The 18,820-nt window shown below is 64.2% G+C and carries 17 protein-coding genes; 4 read left to right on the forward strand and 13 right to left on the reverse strand.

Annotated elements, in window-relative coordinates:
- Positions 1 to 71 precede the first annotated feature (71 nt).
- The 12 genes from SB822_RS25870 to SB822_RS25925 form a co-directional block, all read right to left on the reverse strand.
- Positions 72 to 1,637, reverse strand: a complete 1,566-nt coding sequence (locus tag SB822_RS25870) for a UbiD family decarboxylase (protein ID WP_410855938.1) — start codon at positions 1,635 to 1,637, stop codon at positions 72 to 74.
- Between the two features lie 41 nt (positions 1,638 to 1,678).
- Positions 1,679 to 2,404 carry an enoyl-CoA hydratase/isomerase family protein gene (locus SB822_RS25875; RefSeq protein WP_007584575.1) on the reverse strand — a complete coding sequence of 242 codons (726 nt, stop codon included), beginning with the start codon at positions 2,402 to 2,404 and terminating at the stop codon, positions 1,679 to 1,681.
- Positions 2,394 to 4,745 carry a xanthine dehydrogenase family protein molybdopterin-binding subunit gene (locus tag SB822_RS25880; RefSeq protein WP_410855939.1) on the reverse strand — a complete coding sequence of 784 codons (2,352 nt, stop codon included), beginning with the start codon at positions 4,743 to 4,745 and terminating at the stop codon, positions 2,394 to 2,396. Before SB822_RS25880 ends, SB822_RS25875 begins: the two co-directional genes overlap by 11 nt.
- On the reverse strand, positions 4,742 to 5,251 hold the full coding sequence (locus SB822_RS25885; protein WP_410855940.1) for a (2Fe-2S)-binding protein: 510 nt from the start codon (positions 5,249 to 5,251) through the stop codon (positions 4,742 to 4,744). The genes SB822_RS25880 and SB822_RS25885 overlap by 4 nt, the downstream gene beginning before the upstream one ends.
- Before the next feature lie 33 nt (positions 5,252 to 5,284).
- The gene (locus SB822_RS25890) at positions 5,285 to 5,746 is read right to left on the reverse strand and encodes an SRPBCC family protein (RefSeq protein WP_007740721.1); all 462 of its coding nucleotides are present in this window, start codon (positions 5,744 to 5,746) and stop codon (positions 5,285 to 5,287) included.
- Between the two features lie 27 nt (positions 5,747 to 5,773).
- Positions 5,774 to 6,577, reverse strand: coding sequence for an FAD binding domain-containing protein (locus tag SB822_RS25895; protein ID WP_410855941.1), 804 nt, complete (start codon positions 6,575 to 6,577; stop codon positions 5,774 to 5,776).
- Between the two features lie 65 nt (positions 6,578 to 6,642).
- Complete coding sequence (locus SB822_RS25900) at positions 6,643 to 7,404, reverse strand: alpha/beta fold hydrolase (protein WP_410855942.1); 762 nt, start codon at positions 7,402 to 7,404, stop codon at positions 6,643 to 6,645.
- 3 nt (positions 7,405 to 7,407) lie between these two features.
- The gene (gene fahA, locus SB822_RS25905; RefSeq protein WP_410855943.1) at positions 7,408 to 8,745 is read right to left on the reverse strand and encodes a fumarylacetoacetase; all 1,338 of its coding nucleotides are present in this window, start codon (positions 8,743 to 8,745) and stop codon (positions 7,408 to 7,410) included.
- Positions 8,742 to 9,278, reverse strand: a complete 537-nt coding sequence (locus SB822_RS25910) for a VOC family protein (RefSeq protein WP_079491296.1) — start codon at positions 9,276 to 9,278, stop codon at positions 8,742 to 8,744. Before SB822_RS25910 ends, fahA begins: the two co-directional genes overlap by 4 nt.
- A gap of 57 nt (positions 9,279 to 9,335) precedes the next feature.
- Positions 9,336 to 10,523 carry an FAD-dependent monooxygenase gene (locus SB822_RS25915; protein WP_007740726.1) on the reverse strand — a complete coding sequence of 396 codons (1,188 nt, stop codon included), beginning with the start codon at positions 10,521 to 10,523 and terminating at the stop codon, positions 9,336 to 9,338.
- Between the two features lie 226 nt (positions 10,524 to 10,749).
- Positions 10,750 to 11,328, reverse strand: a complete 579-nt coding sequence (locus SB822_RS25920; RefSeq protein ID WP_007740728.1) for a UbiX family flavin prenyltransferase — start codon at positions 11,326 to 11,328, stop codon at positions 10,750 to 10,752.
- A 46-nt stretch (positions 11,329 to 11,374) separates the two neighbouring features.
- The gene (locus tag SB822_RS25925; RefSeq protein WP_410855944.1) at positions 11,375 to 11,626 is read right to left on the reverse strand and encodes a hypothetical protein; all 252 of its coding nucleotides are present in this window, start codon (positions 11,624 to 11,626) and stop codon (positions 11,375 to 11,377) included.
- A gap of 12 nt (positions 11,627 to 11,638) precedes the next feature.
- Between SB822_RS25925 and SB822_RS25930 the strand changes: the two genes are divergently transcribed.
- From SB822_RS25930 to SB822_RS25945, 4 genes are all read left to right on the forward strand, one after another.
- Complete coding sequence (locus SB822_RS25930) at positions 11,639 to 12,730, forward strand: porin (RefSeq protein WP_410855945.1); 1,092 nt, start codon at positions 11,639 to 11,641, stop codon at positions 12,728 to 12,730.
- Positions 12,731 to 12,958: 228 nt separating this feature from the next.
- The gene (locus tag SB822_RS25935; RefSeq protein WP_410855946.1) at positions 12,959 to 14,341 is read left to right on the forward strand and encodes an MFS transporter; all 1,383 of its coding nucleotides are present in this window, start codon (positions 12,959 to 12,961) and stop codon (positions 14,339 to 14,341) included.
- Positions 14,342 to 14,479: 138 nt separating this feature from the next.
- The gene (locus tag SB822_RS25940; protein ID WP_410855947.1) at positions 14,480 to 15,829 is read left to right on the forward strand and encodes an MFS transporter; all 1,350 of its coding nucleotides are present in this window, start codon (positions 14,480 to 14,482) and stop codon (positions 15,827 to 15,829) included.
- A 23-nt stretch (positions 15,830 to 15,852) separates the two neighbouring features.
- Entirely contained in the window at positions 15,853 to 17,469 is a 1,617-nt protein-coding gene (locus tag SB822_RS25945) for a methyl-accepting chemotaxis protein (RefSeq protein WP_410855948.1), read from the forward strand.
- Positions 17,470 to 17,493: 24 nt separating this feature from the next.
- Here the strand turns inward: SB822_RS25945 and SB822_RS25950 are convergent, their stop codons facing one another.
- Entirely contained in the window at positions 17,494 to 18,795 is a 1,302-nt protein-coding gene (locus SB822_RS25950; RefSeq protein ID WP_007584602.1) for an aspartate aminotransferase family protein, read from the reverse strand.
- Positions 18,796 to 18,820: the final 25 nt, after the last annotated feature.

The raw sequence follows: 18,820 nt of genomic DNA on the forward strand, positions 1-18,820 counted from the left end.
GGCGGAACATGCCGCGCAAACGTTGCAACCGCGCGTGTTTCAAGCGAAAGCGCGGGCGGGCACGGCGTTTTTTACGCGAATGCGTACCGGCCTTCGTCGTCGCGGACGATCGTCCGCGTGGCGCCCGTATCTTCGAGCCAGCGCACAATTTCGCGGCCGTCGCGCGTGCCCGTTGCGGACATCAGCTCGGTAAAGCGCTTCGGGCCATCTGCAAGGGCGGCTTCGAGCGAGTCGAAGCGCGCGCCCGTGAACGCCGGGGGCGTCGGCACGCGGTGTTCGAGATCGCGCTCCTCGCCGGGACGCAGCAGCGGCAGCGTGAGATCGAAGCCCACCTTTGCCGTCACCGTCGCGCCATCGAGCGAAGGATCGAGCGGCATCGCGCGCATGCCGCTGTGCATCACGAGATCGCGGTCGGCCTGGAAGCGTGTCGCGAGCGCCCAGTCCATCTGCTCGTCGGAGAAGATGTCGATGTCGGGATCGACGACGAACACATGCTTGACGTTCGCAAGCGACGCGAACACGGCGGCGATCGCATTGCGCGCTTCGCCGGGCACGCGCTGTTGCATCGCGACGCGCACGTTGAACATGCCGCCCGTCGCGGGGCTCGCATACACGTCCTTGATCTCGCGCACTGCCGTTTCGAGCGCGCGCCAGACGGTCACTTCCGTGCGCAGCGCGGCGAGTTGAGCGGTATCGGTGCGCGCCATCGTGCGGCCGCCGATCGTGCACGTCTGGAACACGGCATCCTTGCGATGCGTGATGGCCGTCAGATGAAACACCGGGTTCGTCTTGATGCCGCCGTAGTAGCCGAGGAATTCGCCATACGGCCCTTCCGGCTCCGCGTGCCCGCGTTCATCCAGATAGCCTTCGAGGATGAACTCCGCGTCGGCGGGGACGAGCAGATCGTTCGTCACGCATTTGACGACGCCCATCGGCGCGCCGCGCAATGCGGCGACGAGTTCGAGTTCGTCGGTGGGAATGCGCATCGTCGCGCCGACGTGGTCGATGGGATGCGTGCCGACGGCGAATGCGATCGGCAGCCGTTCGCCGCGCTTTGCATGGGCGATGGCGATGGCGCGCAGATCCGACGGCGCGACCAGATCGACGCCCGCCGTGCGCCGGCCGCGCAGCATCAGACGGCGAATGCCGACGTTGGTCCAGCCGGTGTCGGGATCGACCGCGAAGTCGATCGACGCGGAGATATACGGCGCGCCGTCCAGATCGTGCTGCAGATGCACGGGCAGGGCAGTGAAGTCGCAGTCGTCGCCCGTCAGCACGACCTGTTGCACGGGCGCATCTTCGCGGCGCACTTCGACGAGCTTGCCTTTGCTGCGCAGACGGTCGCGCACGACTTCGAGCAGTTGTGCGGGCGTGGTGTCGAAGGCTTTGGCGAGGCGCGTACGGCTTGCCGCGACGCTGCCCGCGAGCGACACCGTGCCGCCCGCCGGCTGCTGGAACCATACCGCGCGCGGGTTGCCTTCCATGATGCGGGCGACATCGGCGAGATCGACAGGCTCGTCGCGTCGTTCGAGTTCCGTGTCGTCGAGCGACGCGAGAAAACGCCGCAGACGGAAGCGTTCGAGGTCAGGCAGTTCCGCGCCTTGCGCGGTCGAAGGAATGGCTGTCTTGGGTCTCAATGTCGTGTCCTTATGTGCAGGGCGCTACGCGGTGCGTGCTCTCAGAAGCGTGCTGACAGCGCAGTGGCCGCGAGATGCGCGGCAAAGCCGCTCGAACCCGCGGCGGGCATGTCGGGCGCGAGATGCAGGAACTGCTTGACGGCGCGCAGCGTGACGGCGCTGCAGCCGAGCAGCGTGTCGGTGAGCGCATCGGCTTCGTCGTCGAGCGACGCAACGGGCACGACACGGCTCACGAGACCCGCAACGAGCGCTTCCTGCGCCGACAGCCGCACGCGGCTCAGTACCATGTGCGCGACCGTCTTCACGGGGACGCGTCCGATCAATGCGGACATGACGAGCGTCGGCGGAATGTCTCGCTCCATTTCGGGGATCTGGAAGATCGCGTCGTCGGCGGCGAGCGCGACGTCGCACACGCCTGCCAGCGCGCAGCCGACCCCGATCGCTTCACCTCGCACCACGGAAAGCACGGGCACGCGCACGGCCTTCAACGCATCGTAAAGCGCGAGCGGCGGCGCGGCGACCACGCGCCGCAACGTTTCCGCCGACGGCTTGGCGCCTTGAGGCGGCATCGGCGACTGGCGACCTTTGCAGAAGTCCTTGCCGCTGCTGACAATGCGTACGAGCTTCGTATCGTCATCGATCGTGGTGACGGCGGCGATGATCGCATCGCTCATCGGCTGATCGATCAGGTTGCCGTTCTCGGGCCGGTCGAGCACGATGTCGAGCAGCGCGCCCTTACGGCGGATTGCGACGGATTCAGTTGACATGTGCGCCTCCTTGAGCGCGATGAATGTATTCCCAGACTACTTTTGGCGTGGCGGGCATCGCGAGTTCGTCGTTGCCGTACTCGCGCAGCGCATCGGCCAGCGCGTTGAAAATCGTCGCCGTGGCGGGCGTGATGCCGCTTTCGCCGCCGCCTTTCACGCGCAGCGGATTGCCATGCGTCGGGTCTTCCGTCAGTTCGACATTGAGCGGCGGAATCACGCCGGCGCGCGGCATGCCGTAATCCATGTACGAACCCGTCAGCACCTGCCCCGTCTCGCGATCCACGTAGAAGCCTTCCGAGAGCGCCTGGCCGATGCCTTGCGCGAGCCCGCCATGCACCTGACCTTCGACGATCAGCGGATTGATCGGCTGCCCCACGTCGTCGACGGATGTGTAGTTCACAAGCTCCACCATGCCCGTATCGGGGTCCACTTCGAGTTCGCAGATCGCGGCGCCCGTCGGATGCGCGGGCACACGCGTGTTGACTTCGGCGTGTGCGTAGAGCTTTTTCATCGACTGATCGCTTGGCACGCCATCTTTCGAAACCTGATGCGCGACTTCCGCGAGACTGATCCGCTTGCCCGAAGCGGACGAGGTGAACGATGTGCCCGCGTACTCGATGCCGGAAGCGTCCACGCCGAACAGCGCGGCGGCGACCTGCTTGCCCGTCGCGATGATCTGCTGCGCCGTGTCGACGAGCAGCATGCCGCCGAGGCGCATCGTGCGGTCCGAGTGGCTACCGCCACCGACGCTCACGAATGCCGTGTCGCCCGTGCGCAGCTTCACGGCTTCCATCGGCACGCCCAGATGATGCGCGATGACCTGCGCGAACGTGGTTTCGTGGCCTTGGCCCGTCGACTGCGTGCCCGACACGATATCGACGCTGCCGTCCGCGCGTACCGTCAGCTCGATGCGTTCGCGCGGCGCGCCGACGGGCGACTCGATGTAGTTTGCAAGCCCGATGCCGCGCAAGCGGCCATTCGCGCGCGATTGCGCGCGGCGCTCCTCGAAGCTGTCCCACTGCGCGAGCGTCATTGCACGCGCCATGTTGCGCTCGAATTCGCCGCTGTCGTACGTGAGACCCATCGGGCTGCGGTACGGCAGCTTGTCGTGCGTGACGAGATTGCGGCGGCGAATTTCCGCGCGGTCGATGCCGAGTTCGGCGGCAGCGAGATCGAGCATGCGTTCGATCACGTGCGTCGCTTCGGGCCGGCCCGCGCCGCGATAGGGCGCAGTCGGCACCGTGTTGGTCATGACGGCACTGACGTGTACGGCGGCTACGGGCACGTCGTAGACGGTCGTCATGATGCGCGTGCCGTTCGACATCGGCACGTAGGACACCGTATGCGCGCCGACGTTGCCGATCCATTCGTTGTCGATGGCGAGAATGCGGCCGTCTTTCGAAAAGCCGATGGCGGAACGAATGATCGCGTCGCGCCCCTGGTAGTCGGACAGGAATGCCTCGCTGCGGTCGCTCGTCCATTTGACGGGACGTCCCACGCGGCGCGCTGCCCACACGACAGCCAGTTGCTCGACGTAGACGAACGAGCGCGGCCCGAAGCCGCCGCCCGTATCGGGGCAGACGACACGCATCCGCGCAGGCGGCACCTTCAGCGCGGCAGCGAGGACCAGTTGCTGGCGCACCGCGCCCTGGCTGCCGGAGATCAGCGTGTAGACGTCGTTGGCCGCGTCGTGCATGCCGATCGCGCTGCGTGGTTCCATCTGGCAATTGACGAGCCGGCTGTGATGAAACTCGCGGCGGATCACGTGATCGGCTTCCGCGAGAATCTTGCGCGCGGCTTCGCGGTCGCCGATCTGCGTCTGAAAGCACAGGTTGCCGGGCGCGCCGTCCCACAGTTGCGGCGCGTCGGGTTGCATCGCGTCGGCGCCGTTGATGACGGCATCGAGCACGTCGTAATCGACTTCGATCAGCTCCGACGCATTGCGCGCCTGCAACGGCGTTTCGGCGATCACCATCGCAATCGCCTCGCCCACGTAGCGCACGCGGTCCACGGGCAGCGGGATATGAAACTGATTGAAGATCGAGCCCGTCAGCGACGTGAGGAAGGCTTTCTTCGTGGCGTCGACGGCATCGACGGGGTTCGGTACATGATCGACGCCCTGAAAGCCATCGTCGAGATAGTCCTGGCCTACCAGCACGGCGATGACGCCGGGCGCTTCCTGCGCGGCGCTGATGTCGACCGAGCGCAATCCAGCATGCGCGTGAGGCGAGCGCAGAAAGGCCGCATGCAGCTGGCCATCGACGCGAATATCGTCGGTGTACTGGCCGTTGCCCGTCACGAAGCGCTGGTCTTCGACGCGAGGTATCGGTTTGCCGATCATGACGCGTGTTCCTCCGTCTTCGCGAACGGCGCATCGGGGTACATCTCGCGCGCTGCGTGACGCACTGCTTCGATGATGTTCACGTAGCCCGTGCATCGGCAGATGTTGCCTTCCAGCGCGTGACTGATGCTCGCCACGTCGAGCGCCGGTTCCTTGCGCAGATAGAACGCGCTGGCCATGATCATGCCCGGCGTGCAGAAGCCGCACTGCAGGCCGTGGCACTGCACGAACGCGTTCTGCACGGGATGCAGCTTGCCGCCGCATTGCGTGCTCAGACCTTCGACGGTCACCACCTGTCCGCCGCTCGCCTGAGCGGCGAGCACGGTGCAGGACTTGACGGCGTTGCCGTCGAGATGAACGGTGCACGCGCCGCATTGGCTCGTATCGCAGCCGACATGCGTGCCCGTCAGCCGCACATGCTCGCGCAGAAATTCGACGAGCAGCGTGTTGTCGGGCACCTCGTGCGAGACGTCCGTGCCGTTCACCTGAAGCTGGACTTCAACCATGATTCACCTGTCTTTCCCGTTCATGCAGCGCACTCATTCGGCGGCGGGTTCGTTCGCTGCGCTGAGCGTCGCGTTGAAGCGCTTGAAGAACTCGGCGGCCAGCTTGTTCGCCACCGACGTGACGAGCCGCGAGCCGATCTGCGCGAGCTTGCCGCCAACCTGCGCTTCGGCCACGTAAGTGAGCAGCGTGCCGTCTTCGGCATCGGCGAGCGTGACGGTCGCCGTCATCTTGCCGAAGCCCGCAATGCCACCTTCGCCCTGGCCGACAATCCGGTAGCCATTCGGCGCATCGCGTTCGGACAGTTCGAGCGTGCCCTTGAAGCGCGCTTTCACGGGCCCGACGGAGGCGACCACGACGGCCTTGTACTCGTCTTCGTTTTCCGCCGTGAATGCTTCGCAGCCGGGAATGCATTCCTGCAGCACGGTCGCGTCGTTGAGTCCTTGCCATACCTGTTCGCGCGATGCCGCGATGGTTTGCGATCCGGTGAATTCCATCCTGTTCTCCTGAATTGAGCGGCGTCGTTACGACGCGAGCAGCGCCTGCAACGCGCGGCGGGTATAGGTTTCGATCAGATGCGCGCGGTACGATGCCGACGCGTTGGCGTCGTCGGGCAGCGTATCGCGGTCGATCCACAGCGATGCGAGCGCGGCCTCCGACAAGTCCTGCTGCAACGCGGCCTCCGCATCGAACCAGCGGAACACCGACGCGCCCGCGCCCGTCACGGCGACACGCACGGCATCGTCGTACTGCGCGATGAACACACCCGTCACCGCGTAACCCGACGCGGGATGCCGGTACTTCGCGTAGGCGGCGCGGCGCGGAATGGCGAATTCGATCGCGGTGACGAGTTCGTCGGCTTCGAGCGCGGTTTCGAATGTGTCGATGAAATAGTCGTCGGCGGGAATGCGCCGCCGCGACGAGGTGATGACGTGCGCGTTCAGTGCCAGCACGGCGGACGGATAGTCCGCTGCGGGATCGTTGTTCGCGACCGATCCGCCCATCGTGCCGCGGTTGCGCACCTGCGGATCGGCGATCACGCTGGCCAGATGCGCGAGCGCGGGAATCGCTTCGCGCACGGTATCGGATGCGGCAACTTCCGCATGCTTCATCAGCGCGCCGACATGCAGCGTGTCGCCGCGTACTTCGATGCCGCGCAGTTCGCCGATTCGCGTGAGATCGATCAGATGCGAAGGCGCCGCGAGGCGTTGCTTGAGTGTCGGGATCAGCGTCATGCCGCCCGACAGCGGCCGCGCTTCGTCATGCTCGCGCAACCAGGCGACCGCTTCGGCAAGCGACGCTGCGCGCAGATAAGTCGTCTCGTACATGTTGTCTCCTGCGGCAGGCGTGGTCTTCGCGCATGCCGGACTTCTGTGTTGACCGCTATGGCCTGTTACGGCTCCGAGAGCCAGTTCTCCAGCGCAGTGGCCAGCGCGACGGGTACTTCGTACATCGCGTAATGTCCCGCGTTGCGCAGCGTTTCCAGCGTGGCGTTCGGATACCACGCGAGCCATGTGCGCGTCATCAGGTCTGCCGTGATGGTCGGATCGTGCTCGCCGACGAAGAGCTTCACGGGCGTCTGATTGCCGTCGACCTGCGCGGCGAAGTCGCCCGTGGCCCATTGCGGCAGATAGCCCGCGAACGCTTCGCGCCGCGAGTCTCGCAGCGACAGTTGCGCGAGATGCGCGCTCCATGGCGAGGCGAGCCGGCTGCCTGTCGAAAAGTGAATGATGCCTGCGCGCTTCGTCTCGTCGATACAGGCGGAAAACATCGCGACGCGCGTTTCGTCCATGCGCGAGCCGCACGCGGGCACGGCGGACACGCCCGCCATTTTGACGATCCGTTCGGGCGCGGCGAGCAGCACGCGCTGCATCGCCATGCCGCCCATCGAATGGCCGATCAGGCTGAAGCGCTGCCAGTCGAGATGATCCGCAAGCGCGAGCACGTCGCGCGCGACTTCATCGAACGTGAACGCGCCATCGATATCACGCGAAAGCCCGTAGCCGCGATAGTCGAAGAACGCATAGGAGAAGCGTTCGGGATCGAGCGCGGGCGTGAGCGCATGCCAGTCGGCCGAGCTGCCGAACCAGCCGTTCAGCGCGATCACCTTGTGCGGGCCGTGTCCGAACTGCCGGAAGCCGTTGAGCGTCGTCATGATTCAGTGCTCCTCGGCGTGTGGATACGGCAACGCGGCGGCGATACGCCCGCGGCATTCGCCGAAGCCGATCGATACGGCACCCGGCGCGCTGGCGCGCGCGCTCAACACAATCTCGTCGCCGTCTTCGAGGGCGATGCGCGATTCGCCGTTCGGCAGCGCGAGCGGCTTCTTGCCCGCTTCGCTGAGTTCCGTCAGGCACGCGCGCGATGCGTCGCTGGCGCCCGAAATCGTGCCGCTGCCAAGCAGATCGCCCGTGCGCAGATTGCAGCCGTTGCTCGTGTGATGCGCAATCATCTGCGCAAAAGTCCAGTAGAGATTGTCGGGATGCGTGTGCGTGATCTGCATGGCGGGCATGCGATCGCTGCGCATCGCGGCGGTGGACAGATGCGCGTACAGGTCCAGATTCAGGCCGCCGTTTTGCTGATCGTGCGCGCCGCGAAGATGCGGCAGGATCGCGGGGTCGCCCGCCGCGCGCGAAGGCGCGGCCTTGCGGAACGGCGCGAGCGCTTCTTCCGTGACAAGCCACGGCGATACGCTGGAATGGAAGCTCTTACCGAGGAACGGACCCAGCACCTGTTCGAACCACTGAATGCTCTTGGCCGACCAGTCGTTGAGCAGGCAATAGCCGAATACATGATTGCGCGCGTCGTCGATCGGAATGGGGCGCGTCAATGCATTGCCACGACCGATGACGGCCGCGAGTTCCAGTTCGAAATCGAGCATCGGCGCGGGGCCGAAACGTACGTTGCCGTCCGTGTCGCGGAACTGGCCATACGGACGCCGCACGTCGCCGCCGCTCACGCGCAACGACGAAGCGCGGCCATGATAGGCAATCGGAAGCGATTTGAAAGCGGCGGGCAGCGGATCGGCGAGACCTTTGTAGCGGCCGTGGCGTTCGGTATGATGCAGCGAGGTCAGAAAGTCCGTGTAGTCGCCGATCGCGCACGGCAGCGTCAATTCGACGTCGGCCACGAGCGGCAGCACCGCGTCGATCGACGATGCGAGGCGCGAGCGCGCGGGTGCATCGTGTTTCAGCAGATCCGACAGCGCGGCGCGCAGCGCGCTCACATGGCGCGCGTCGAGTGCCATCAGCGCGTTCAGCGTGCTGTCACAGGCCGACGCGCAGGCGAGCGCCGCATCGCCGTCGAGCAGGGCCAGATCGTGCAGCGCGCGCAGATCGACGACGCGGTCGCCAATCGCCACGCCCGTGCGCGTTTCGCCGCCGCGCACGAACGCGCCGAACGGCAGATTCTGTATGGGGAAATCCGTTTCGCCGGCATTCGCTGATTCGATCCAGCTTCGCCGCGCCGGATCGTGCGTGATATTCAGTGCACTCATGCGGGGCGTGTCTCCGATACTGCTTTATCTTTTTCAGCGGTCCAGGCGTCGAGCGCCGGCCGAGCTCGCATTTTATAGCCTGCCAGCTCTTCGACGGGCGCAACCGGGACGGTCAGTTCAACCCGCAGTCCGTTTGGATCGAAGAAATAAATGGAGCGCACGAAATGATGATCGGTGACGCCGAGCACGTCGATGCCGTGTTCGATCAGGCGCGCTTTCATCGCTTCGAGCTGCTCGAGCGTTTCGAGCCGCAGCGCGATGTGATTGACCCACGACGGCGTGTTCGGCGAAGGCAAGGCAGCCGTCGCATCGCCGAGATCGAAGAACGCGATGTTCGATCCGTCGGCCATTTCGAAGAACACGTGCACGTATGGGCAGTACTCGCCCGTGCTCGGCACGCGGTCGAGGCGGATCACATGGACGAGCTGCAGGCCGAGTATGTCTTCGTAGAAGTGGCGCGTTTCTTCGGCGTCGCGGCAGCGCCACGCAAAATGATGCAGGCCGAGCACGGGCGCCGGGCTGGAGTTGGACACGGTGTCTCCTTGTAATGCGGTTCGTACAGGCTGTCGCTGGATTCGGCGTGTGCCGTATCAGACTTCGACGCTATCGACGTCGTATTCGAACAGCCAGTTGTAGCGCTCTTTCACACGCTCCTCGCTCCATTCGCGATCCACATAGGCGGCTGCGCCTTCCGCGTGCGCAAGCTGCGGATTGTGAAAGCGCGTCGCATTCGCCGCGGAGCCGCGCACCACGCGCGCCGTGCGGTCGAGCCGCAGTGCTTCGTAGCGCTGCAGCGCGAGAGGCACATCGTCGGCGTAACGTTCAAGGCAGCGTGCTAGCAGGTAACCGTCTTCGATCGCCATGCCCGCGCCTTGCGCAAGAAACGGCAGGGTCGGATGACAGGCGTCGCCGAGCAGCGTTGCGTGGCCGTGGCTCCAGCGCGCCATTGGCTCGCGCACCATCAGCGCCCACTTGTACGGAATGTCGATGGCCGAGATCAGCGTGCGCACGTCTTCGTGCCAGCCGTCGAAATCGGCGAGGCATTCGTCGAGCGTGCCGCGCTCGGACCACGATTCAACCTGCCAGCCGGACTTTTCGATTGCGCCGACAAAGTTGATCAGCTTGCTGCCGCGCAATGGATAGTGAATCACGTGTGCGCCCGGCCCGACCCAGTTCGCGCCGTACGACTCGCGCAAATGTTCGGGGAGCTTCGACGCGTCGATCACGCCGCGCCACGCCATCACGCCGGAAAATACCGGCTCGTCGGGACCGAACAGCGCGCGACGCACGCGCGAATGCACGCCGTCCGCGCCGATCAGCAGATCGCCTTCGCAGGTTTCGCCGCTGACTGCCTGCACGACGACCTTGCCGTTCTGCTGCGAAAACCCTTCCACCTTGTGATTGAGCCGGATCGCGTCGGGCTTGAGCGCGCGCACGACGTCGGCGAGTTTTTCATGCAGGTCGGCGCGATGCAGCGTGAAGTAGGGGAAGCCGTACGTCTCGCGGGATTCCGCGCCGAGGTCGAAGAGGCGCCAGGTCTGCCCGGTGTTCCAGAGCCGAACGCGCTTGCCGAGCGGCTCGCATGCAAGACCTTCGAGCGCATCGCCGACGCCAAGCCGAAACAGCACGCGCGTCGCATTCGGACTCAGCTGTACGCCCGCGCCGATTTCCTTGAGCGCCTGTGCCTGTTCGAACACCGTGACATCGAAACCTTTTTTCAATAGCGCGGCCGCGGCCGTCAATCCGCCGATACCGGCGCCTGCAATAACTATCTTCATTCGACGATTCGACCTCTTTCGTAATGGGCGCTTTTTATCGACGTTGCTTATCAATCAATCGATAATATTTGTGAGTGACTAACCCGGTGAAATCGGAAATCACTTTAAATCAGCGAATCACGCGAAAGAAGCAAATTAATCCGAATGGATCATCAATGAAATTTGATAATTCGCAGACGCCTGGGATAAACCCTTTATCGGCGGAAGAAAGCGGATCGTTGCGTGCTCACATACCCCAGCGCTGCACCGTCGCGGTGTCGAGTCCGAACAGATCGAGCACGCGGCCGAGCGTGTGATCGACCATGTCGGTTAGCGACTCCGGGTTCGCGTAGAAGGCGGGCACGGGCGGATAGACGATCGCGCCCGCTTCCGTCACGGCCGTCATGCTGCGCAGGTGGCCGAGGTGCAGTGGCGTTTCGCGCACCATTAGCACGAGACGGCGGCGCTCCTTCAGCGCGACGTCGGCGGCGCGCGAGAGCAGGCCCGCCGTCATGCCTGTCGCGATCTCCGACAAGGTCTTGATGGAGCAGGGCGCGACGATCATGCCCATCACGGGAAACGAGCCGCTCGAAATGGACGCGCCGATGTCGGTGTTCGAATGGCAGACGCTCGCCATCGCGCGGATGTCGGCGACGTTGTAGTCCGACTCGTGCGCGAGCGTGACCTGCGCGGAGCGGCTCATCACGAGGTGCGTTTCGATGTCGAGCTTGCGCAGCAGTTGCAGCAGCCGCACACCGTAAATGACGCCAGACGCGCCACTGATGCCGACCACCATGCGCCGTGGCGGCATGCCTCTCATATCCATAAGATTCTCCCGAATGCCAATCCTGGTTCGCGTGACGCGGCGGATGTTAGCACCCGGTTTCTGCTAAAAGAAGCGTAAAAGACGATTTAATCTCCGCTCCTGGTGTTTTTACCGATCCATTAAAAGCTTTGTTCGTTTTGTTCGATTGGTTGATAAATAATTCGCGATTCAAAGCCGTAAATACGTTGGATACACTCTCGGCAACATATGGCAGACCACGGGCATCCGGGTACGGATTCGCTGCACGCGCCAGATGGGGATCAGCCGGCACGCAGCCGGCTGGCGACAATAAAGACATTGGAGACACTGGTTGAAAACGACGAGTCTGCTGGTAGGCGGTTGTGCGGTCGCGCTGAGTTGCCCTGCGTTCGCGCAGTCATCGGTGACGCTGTACGGGAGCATCGACGTCGGCGTCGATTTCGTTACGAACTCGCACGGCGCGCATCTGTATCAGGAATCGGCGGGCAAGCGCACGCCGGATCGCTTCGGCTTTTTGATCAGGGAGGATATCGGCGGCGGCAACACGGTATTCGCACGGCTCGAGTCGGGCTTCCTGACCAACACGGGCGCGCAGATCAATCCGACGAGCTTCTTCAACCGCGATGCGTACGTGGGCATTTCGAACGACCGCTTCGGCTCGCTGAGCCTCGGCCACATTCCCGACTACGTATACGAATACGTGGGCGGACTGAACAACTCGGTGCCCGGCATCTCGTCGTTCTACACGGTCGGCAATCTGGACGGACTCGCGAACACCCGCGCGCTCGACAACTCGGTGAAGTACGAGACGATCGATTTCCGCGGCTTTCAGGCGGGCGTGATGAACAGCTTCGGTAATCAGACCAACTTCAGCGACGGGCGCCAGTACAGCATCGGCGCGCGCTACCAGAATGGCACCGTGAAACTGGGCGCGGCGTATACGATGTCGCACAACCGCACTGCCGACCTGTTCGGCACGTTCGGCGTGACGTTGGTGCTCGGCCAGACCCTGAAGCAGGGCGTGCAGTTCAACGCGGAACGGTACAGCACGATTGCCGTCGGCGGCTCGGTCTCGGTCGGCGATTTCATCCCGCACGCAACGTTTACCGACGTGAAGCTCGAAGATCCGCAGGGCTCGGTGACGGAGCGTAACTACCAGGTCGGCGTGAACATCGATCTGAGCGGCGGCAAGCGCTTCTACGTGCTGGGAATCTCGTACAACCGCTCGATGTTCGAAGGGCTGACGTACAACCAGTACAACCTGTTTCTGACCCATTACCTGTCCAAGAGCACGCAGATCTACGCGGGCGCCGGCTTGCAGCGCGCGTCGGGCACGGGCGCGAAGGCCGAGCAGTTCGGCTATCAGCCGTCGAGTTCGAGCGCGCAGACGGTTGGACGCATCGGTATCAATCACATGTTCTGACGCGTGTGGCTGGAGGCGATATGGCGTGAGGACGGCTGTGGAGCGGGGAAGGGCAACGGGGTAGGGCTTTCTTCACCTTTTTCGATCTGATCATCGAGATTTTTTGATTCTGTCGCTTGCCAGCGGGCCGTATATTGAGGCTCCCGGCGGCGGCGCCAAAGGCAAGCAGCACGGGGCGGCGGCGCGCAGCAAACGCGTTGCCGGCCGATCAGGCACATTGGAACGCACATGCAAGCAGACCGCACATTCAACATATCGACCCTCATCGAAGAGCAAAAGACAGGACGTTTCGCCGTTGGCCTGCTGTTCTGGTGTTTCCTGATCATGCTGATGGACGGCTACGACCAGACGGCGGTTTCGTTTGCGGCGCCCGCGATCATCAAGGAGTGGCACGTCGCGCGTGGCGGCTTCGGTCCAGTATTCGGCGCGGGTCTGTTCGGCACGCTGATCGGCTCGTTCATCTTCGGCTATTTCGGTGACCGTTTCGGCCGCAAGCGGGCCATCGTCTCGGGCAGTCTGTTCTTCGGGCTGCTGACGCTGGTGTCCGTGTGGGCAACGTCGTTGCCGGAGTTGATGCTGCTGCGATTCATCGCGGGGCTCGGCATGGGCGGCGTGGTGCCTAACTCGGTTGCGCTGGTGGCCGAATATGCACCGAAGCGTTTGCGCGCGACGTGGGTCACGCTGATGTTCTCCGGTTTCTCGATCGGTGCGGGCTCGGGCGGTCTGGTTTCGTCCGCGTTGATTCATCGCTATGGCTGGCCCGTGATGTTCGTCGTGGGCGGCGTCGGCTCGCTCGCGGTTGCGCTGCTGCTGATCTTCATGCTGCCGGAATCGGCGAAGCTGCTGGTCGTGCGTGAGCGCGGCATCGAAACGGTGCGCAAGCTGGTCGCGCGTCTGCGTCCCGATATCGCGTTGCCCGCGGACGCGCAATTCGTGCCCGGCGAAGTGCAGGAAAAGAAGCGCTTCGTGCTCAAGCTGATCTTCTCGGACGGCCTGCGCGGCATTACGCCGCTTTTGTGGATCGTCTTCATCGTCAATTCGATGGCGCTGTATTTCCTGCAGAACTGGTTGCCGATCCTGATGGAAGGCGTCGGCATCAATCCGCAAAGCGCGGGCCTCATCACGACGATGTTCTCGGTGGGCGGCGTGCTCGGCGGGCTGATTCTGTGCCGCTTCGTCGATCGTCATGGCGTGCTGGCCATCATCTCGTTGCCGGCGATCGGTTGTCCTGTTGTCGCGTTGCTCGGGCACGGCATGTCCGAAGCGTGGCTGATGTTCGCGGTGTTCGCGACGGGCTTCTGCGTAGTCGGCGCGCAGTACGGACTTTACGCGGTCGCGGGCATGATCTATCCGACGTCGTTCCGCTCGGCGGGCGTGGGCAGCGCGATCTCGGTCGGCAAGATCGGCTCGGTGTCCGGTCCCGTGATAGGCGGCATTCTGCTGTCGATGCATCTGCCCTTCGCGCAGATGTTCTACGCGGCGTCCGGCCTGTTCCTCGTCGCGGCCATCTTTTCGACGGTGCTGGCCGTGCTGTACAGGGCGCGGTTCGGCGAAGAGCACGGCAAGGACAACTCTGCCATCAAGATGCGCTCCGCGTTGGGCGATTCCTGATCGCCGCGCGCGCCTAGCAACGCGCTCGTTTTTTCTAGACTTGTCGATGCCTGATGTCAGGCTCGCTTCGGCGAGCCGGCGTCCGGCCGTCCCCGCTCGTCTTCCTGGCCTGATGCGATCTCCCTGGATAAAGCAGCGATGAATACCGTCTCGCAGACCACTCGCACCATCGACGTGACCGCGCTGATCGAACGGCAGAAACTGCGCGGCTTCTCGTTGTGCCTGATCGCATGGTGTTTCCTGATCGTGCTGATCGACGGCTACGATCAGGTGGCCGCGGCGTATGCGGCGCCGACCTTGATTCGCGCGTGGCACGTGAATGCCGCTGAATTCGGCCATGTGTTCGGCGTCGGCCTGTCTGGCGTGCTCGTCGGTTCGTTGCTGCTCGGTTTTATCGGCGATCGCATCGGACGGCGGCTCACGATCATTTACGGCTCGCTGTGGTTCGGCATCTTGACGTATGCATGCAGTGAAGCGACGTCGCTGGATCAGTTGACCGTGCTTCGATTCTTCGCGGGCATCGGCATGGGCGGCGTCGTGCCGAATACGGTCGCGCTCGTGTCCGAGTACGCGCCGAAGGCACGCCGCGCGACGTGGATCACGCTGATGTTCTCGGGCTTTTCGATCGGCGCGGGTGGTGGCGGCGCAATTGCATCGTGGCTGCTGCCGCGTTACGGCTGGCCCGTGCTTTTCGAAGTCGGCGGCGTGGCGGCTGTGGTGGTCGCCGTCGCGTCGGTCTGGTTGTTGCCCGAATCGGTTCGCTTTCTGATACTCAATGGCCGCGCGGTGCGGCACATCTCGCGCATCGTGGGCCGGCTCGACCCGCGTATCGAACGAAGCGGCGCGGACGTGCGCTACGTCGTCGACGATGAAAAGCGCGTGCGCGCGACGCCGCTTGCGTTGTTCAGCAACGGCTTGGCCCGTGTTACACCCTTGCTGTGGGTGCTGTTCGTGCTGAACTCGCTTGCGCTGCATTTTCTGCAGAACTGGCTGCCGATTCTCTTCAGCATGAGCGCCCTGCCAGCGGCGCAGGCTGCGAAAGCCGCGATGATGTTCCCGGTGGGCGGCACGGTCGGCGCGCTTGCGTTGAGTCGCTGCGTGGACCGTTACGGAGTCGCGGTGATCCTGTCGCTCGCGATGGTGGGTCTTCCCGTGTGCATATCGCTTGGCATGCCGATGCCCGCGCTCTGGCTATATGGCGCATCGTTCATGAGCGGCGTGTGCGTGATCGGCTGCCAGTTCGCGCTCTATGCCGTGGCGGGCATGCTCTATCCGACGATGCTGCGTTCAGCGGGCGTGGGCTCCGCTATCGGCGTCGGCAAGCTTGGGTCGGTGGTCGGTTCGGTGCTGGGCGGCGTGTTGCTGGCGATGCATTTGCCTGTTGCGCAGCTATTCCTGAACGTGTCGGGTGTTTTCGTGTTCATCGCGTTGCTGTCGGTGTGGCTGGGTTGGAACCGGCGACGCGATGCAGCCCAGTCGATCGCGTGATCGCTCAGTCAAGGGTTCATACGATGCTATCCACTCTCACCGCCGATGCCGCCGCGCTCACGTCCTCTTTCGCCGAAGCACCCGAAGCGCGCCGCAAGACGATGTCGCTGCAACAGCGCATCGTGTTGACGATGGCACTGCTGGCCTTGTTGATGACGGCCATCGGCGTGCTCGGGCTGACGGGCGCGTGGCGCGCGAACCGTGCCAACCGCGACACCTACGAGAACAAGCTGACAGCGGCCATGCATATCGGCAACGCCGAATTGCTGATCGCGCGCACGCGGCTCGTGCTCGGCGGCGCGATGGCCCAGGCGGACACCTCGCGTGCCACGGAACAGATTCGCCATGCCGACGGCTTCTTCGTGCAATCGGATGAGGAATGGCGCAGCTTCGTAGCCGGCGTGCACGAAGCGGGCGAGGCTGCATTGATCGAAGCAGCGGGCCAGCGCCGCGAAGCGCTGCACCGTGCGATGCGCGCCTTCGTCGATGCACTGAAAGCAGGTGACCGCACGAGTGCCGAACGCATCGGCACGTTGCGGCTGAGCGGGCTGTTCAACGACATGAGCGCCGCCAACGACGTACTGAAGCGCGCGCTCTTCGCGAACGCAAAGCGCAGCTACGACGATGCGGAGCGCTATTTCAGGCTGTTCGTCGTCGCGTCGACGGCGATGATCGCATTCGGCATCGCGGCGGCGGCATTCAGCTGGCGCTCGCTGCGCCGCGCGATCATGGCGCCGCTCGGCGACGCGCTGACGCACTTCGACGCGATCGCCGCAGGCGATCTCAGCCGCGCTATTCCACGTCATCGCGCCGATGAAATGGGACAGTTGCTCGACGGTCTGCGGCAGATGCAGGTCCGGCTATCGCACACCGTGACGGCAGTGCGCGATAGCTGCGAATCGATTGGCACGGCGGTCGGCGAAATTGCGGCGGGCACGCTCGATCTATCGTCGCGTACGGAAGAACAGGCCGCGTCGCTCGAACAGACGGCGGCAAGCATGAGCGGCCTCACCGACACGGTGCGGCAGAACGCGGTGCGCGCGCGTGACGCCTACGCGATCGCCGACGAAGTGGCGAACGCGGCGAACGAAGGCAATGTCGCCGTCGATCAGGTGAGCAGCACAATGGCGCGGATCCAGGCGAGTTCGCGCAAGATCGCCGATATCACCGGGATCATCGAGGGCATTGCGTTTCAGACCAACATACTCGCGTTGAACGCCGCGGTGGAAGCAGCAAGAGCGGGCGTACACGGACGAGGTTTCGCGGTCGTCGCGTCTGAAGTGCGTTCGCTTGCGCAGCATGCGTCGACGGCTGCGAGAGAAATCGGTGTGCTGGTGGCGGATTCAGTGGGCGCGGCGGCGGACGGCTCGACGCTCGTCGCCGACGCTGAACAGTCGATCCGGGCCGTGCTCGACGCAGCCGGTCGTGTCAGGGAAATGATGAGCGGCATCGCCGCCGACGCCGAAGAACAACGCACCGGGATCGAGCAGGTGGATGCGGCGCTCGGCATGATGGACTCGATCACGCAGCAGAACGCGGCGCTCGTCGAGCAGGCCAGCGCGGCCGCTCAGTTGCTCGACGAGCAGTCACGCGACCTGACCCGGCAGGTCGCGGTGTTTCGGGTGGGCGGCGTGGCCTGACGCGCGTTGTCCGTGCTCGACGAACTACGTCGACCGCCGAATCGCCTCTCCCAGCAACTCCAGACCCAGATCGATCTCTTCCTCGGCCACCGTCAACGGCGGCGCGATCCGAAACACGCCACCCATGCCGGGCAACTGCACGATGTTCATGCTGAGCCCCAGATTCATGCACTCGCGCGTGATCTTCGCGCCGAGTCCATCGGCGGGTTCCTTTGTGCGGCGGTCCTTGACGATCTCCATGCCCAGCAGCAAGCCCCGCCCGCGCACATCGCCGATGCACTCGAAGCGCTCCATCAGATCCAGCAGCCCGCGTCTGAGCCGGTCCCCAATAACATTGGCCCGCGCGACCAATCCTTCGCGCTGAACCACGTCGAGCACCCGCAGACCGACTGCGGCAGGCAGCGGATCGGATACATGCGTCGTGTAGAACAGGTAGCCAAGTTCGTGCGCGCGCTCTTCGATTTGCGCGGACGTCACGATGGCCGCGAGCGGCAAACCGGCGCCGAGCGTCTTCGATAGCGTGAGGATGTCCGGCGTGACGCCGTCGCGCTGGCACGCGAACATCGTGCCCGTGCGGCCGACGCCCGTTTGCGCCTCGTCGAGGATCAGCAGCATGCCGCGCTCTTCGCATTTGCGCTTGAGCGCCGCCATGTAGCCTTCGGGAAGCTCGATGATGCCGCCCGAACTGAGGATCGGCTCGGCGATAAAGGCCGCGAGGTTGCCACTCGACTGACGATCGATGAGATCGAACGCGTAGTCGAGTTCAGCGAGGTAGTCGTAATGGCCGTCGCGCTCGAAGCGCGGCCGGTAGAGAAACGGCGCGGGGATTGCGAACGAGCCGACGGCAGCGGGACCGACACCCTTGCGGCCCGCGCTATAGGTGGCGGACGCGGCGGCGCCCGTCATGCCGTGCCACGATTGCGCAAAGCCGACAATTTCATACTTCCCGGTGACGAGCTTCGCCATGCGAATGGCCGCTTCGTTCGATTCCGCGCCCGTGCTGAGCAATAGCGCGCGGTCGAGTCCGTCGGGTGTGATGTCGGCCAGCCGGGTCGCCAGATCGACGACCGGGCGCGAGAGCATGCCGCTGAACAGGTGGTCCAGCTTGCCGGCGTACTCGCTGATCACCGACACGATCTCGGGGTGGCTGTGCCCCAACACCGCGCTCATCTGTCCCGACGTGAAATCGAGGATCGCGCGGCCATCCGCGTCATAGACGAAACTGCCCTGCGCGCGCTCGATGATCATCGGTTCGAACGTGCCGCCGTAGCGGATCAGATGCTGTCTGGCGTTGTGCCAGAAGGCTGCGTCGTTGTTGTTGGACACCGTGCTTCTCCTCGCCGATGGTGGG

The organism is Paraburkholderia sp. SIMBA_054 (assembly GCF_046534875.1).
Taxonomy (GTDB): Bacteria; Pseudomonadota; Gammaproteobacteria; order Burkholderiales; family Burkholderiaceae; genus Paraburkholderia; species Paraburkholderia hospita.

Bases quoted from the DNA above. Each gene is read 5' to 3' on its own strand.
- SB822_RS25875 (WP_007584575.1), bottom strand. From the start codon at position 2,404: ATGTCAACTGAATCCGTCGCAATCCGCCGTAAGGGCGCGCTGCTCGAC.
- SB822_RS25880 (WP_410855939.1), bottom strand. From the start codon at position 4,745: ATGATCGGCAAACCGATACCTCGCGTCGAAGACCAGCGCTTCGTGACG.
- SB822_RS25885 (WP_410855940.1), bottom strand. From the start codon at position 5,251: ATGGTTGAAGTCCAGCTTCAGGTGAACGGCACGGACGTCTCGCACGAG.
- SB822_RS25890 (WP_007740721.1), bottom strand. From the start codon at position 5,746: ATGGAATTCACCGGATCGCAAACCATCGCGGCATCGCGCGAACAGGTA.
- SB822_RS25895 (WP_410855941.1), bottom strand. From the start codon at position 6,577: ATGTACGAGACGACTTATCTGCGCGCAGCGTCGCTTGCCGAAGCGGTC.
- SB822_RS25900 (WP_410855942.1), bottom strand. From the start codon at position 7,404: ATGACGACGCTCAACGGCTTCCGGCAGTTCGGACACGGCCCGCACAAG.
- fahA (WP_410855943.1), bottom strand. From the start codon at position 8,745: ATGAGTGCACTGAATATCACGCACGATCCGGCGCGGCGAAGCTGGATC.
- SB822_RS25915 (WP_007740726.1), bottom strand. From the start codon at position 10,523: ATGAAGATAGTTATTGCAGGCGCCGGTATCGGCGGATTGACGGCCGCG.
- SB822_RS25920 (WP_007740728.1), bottom strand. From the start codon at position 11,328: ATGGATATGAGAGGCATGCCGCCACGGCGCATGGTGGTCGGCATCAGT.
- SB822_RS25925 (WP_410855944.1), bottom strand. From the start codon at position 11,626: ATGTCTTTATTGTCGCCAGCCGGCTGCGTGCCGGCTGATCCCCATCTG.
- SB822_RS25935 (WP_410855946.1), top strand. From the start codon at position 12,959: ATGCAAGCAGACCGCACATTCAACATATCGACCCTCATCGAAGAGCAA.
- SB822_RS25940 (WP_410855947.1), top strand. From the start codon at position 14,480: ATGAATACCGTCTCGCAGACCACTCGCACCATCGACGTGACCGCGCTG.
- SB822_RS25945 (WP_410855948.1), top strand. From the start codon at position 15,853: ATGCTATCCACTCTCACCGCCGATGCCGCCGCGCTCACGTCCTCTTTC.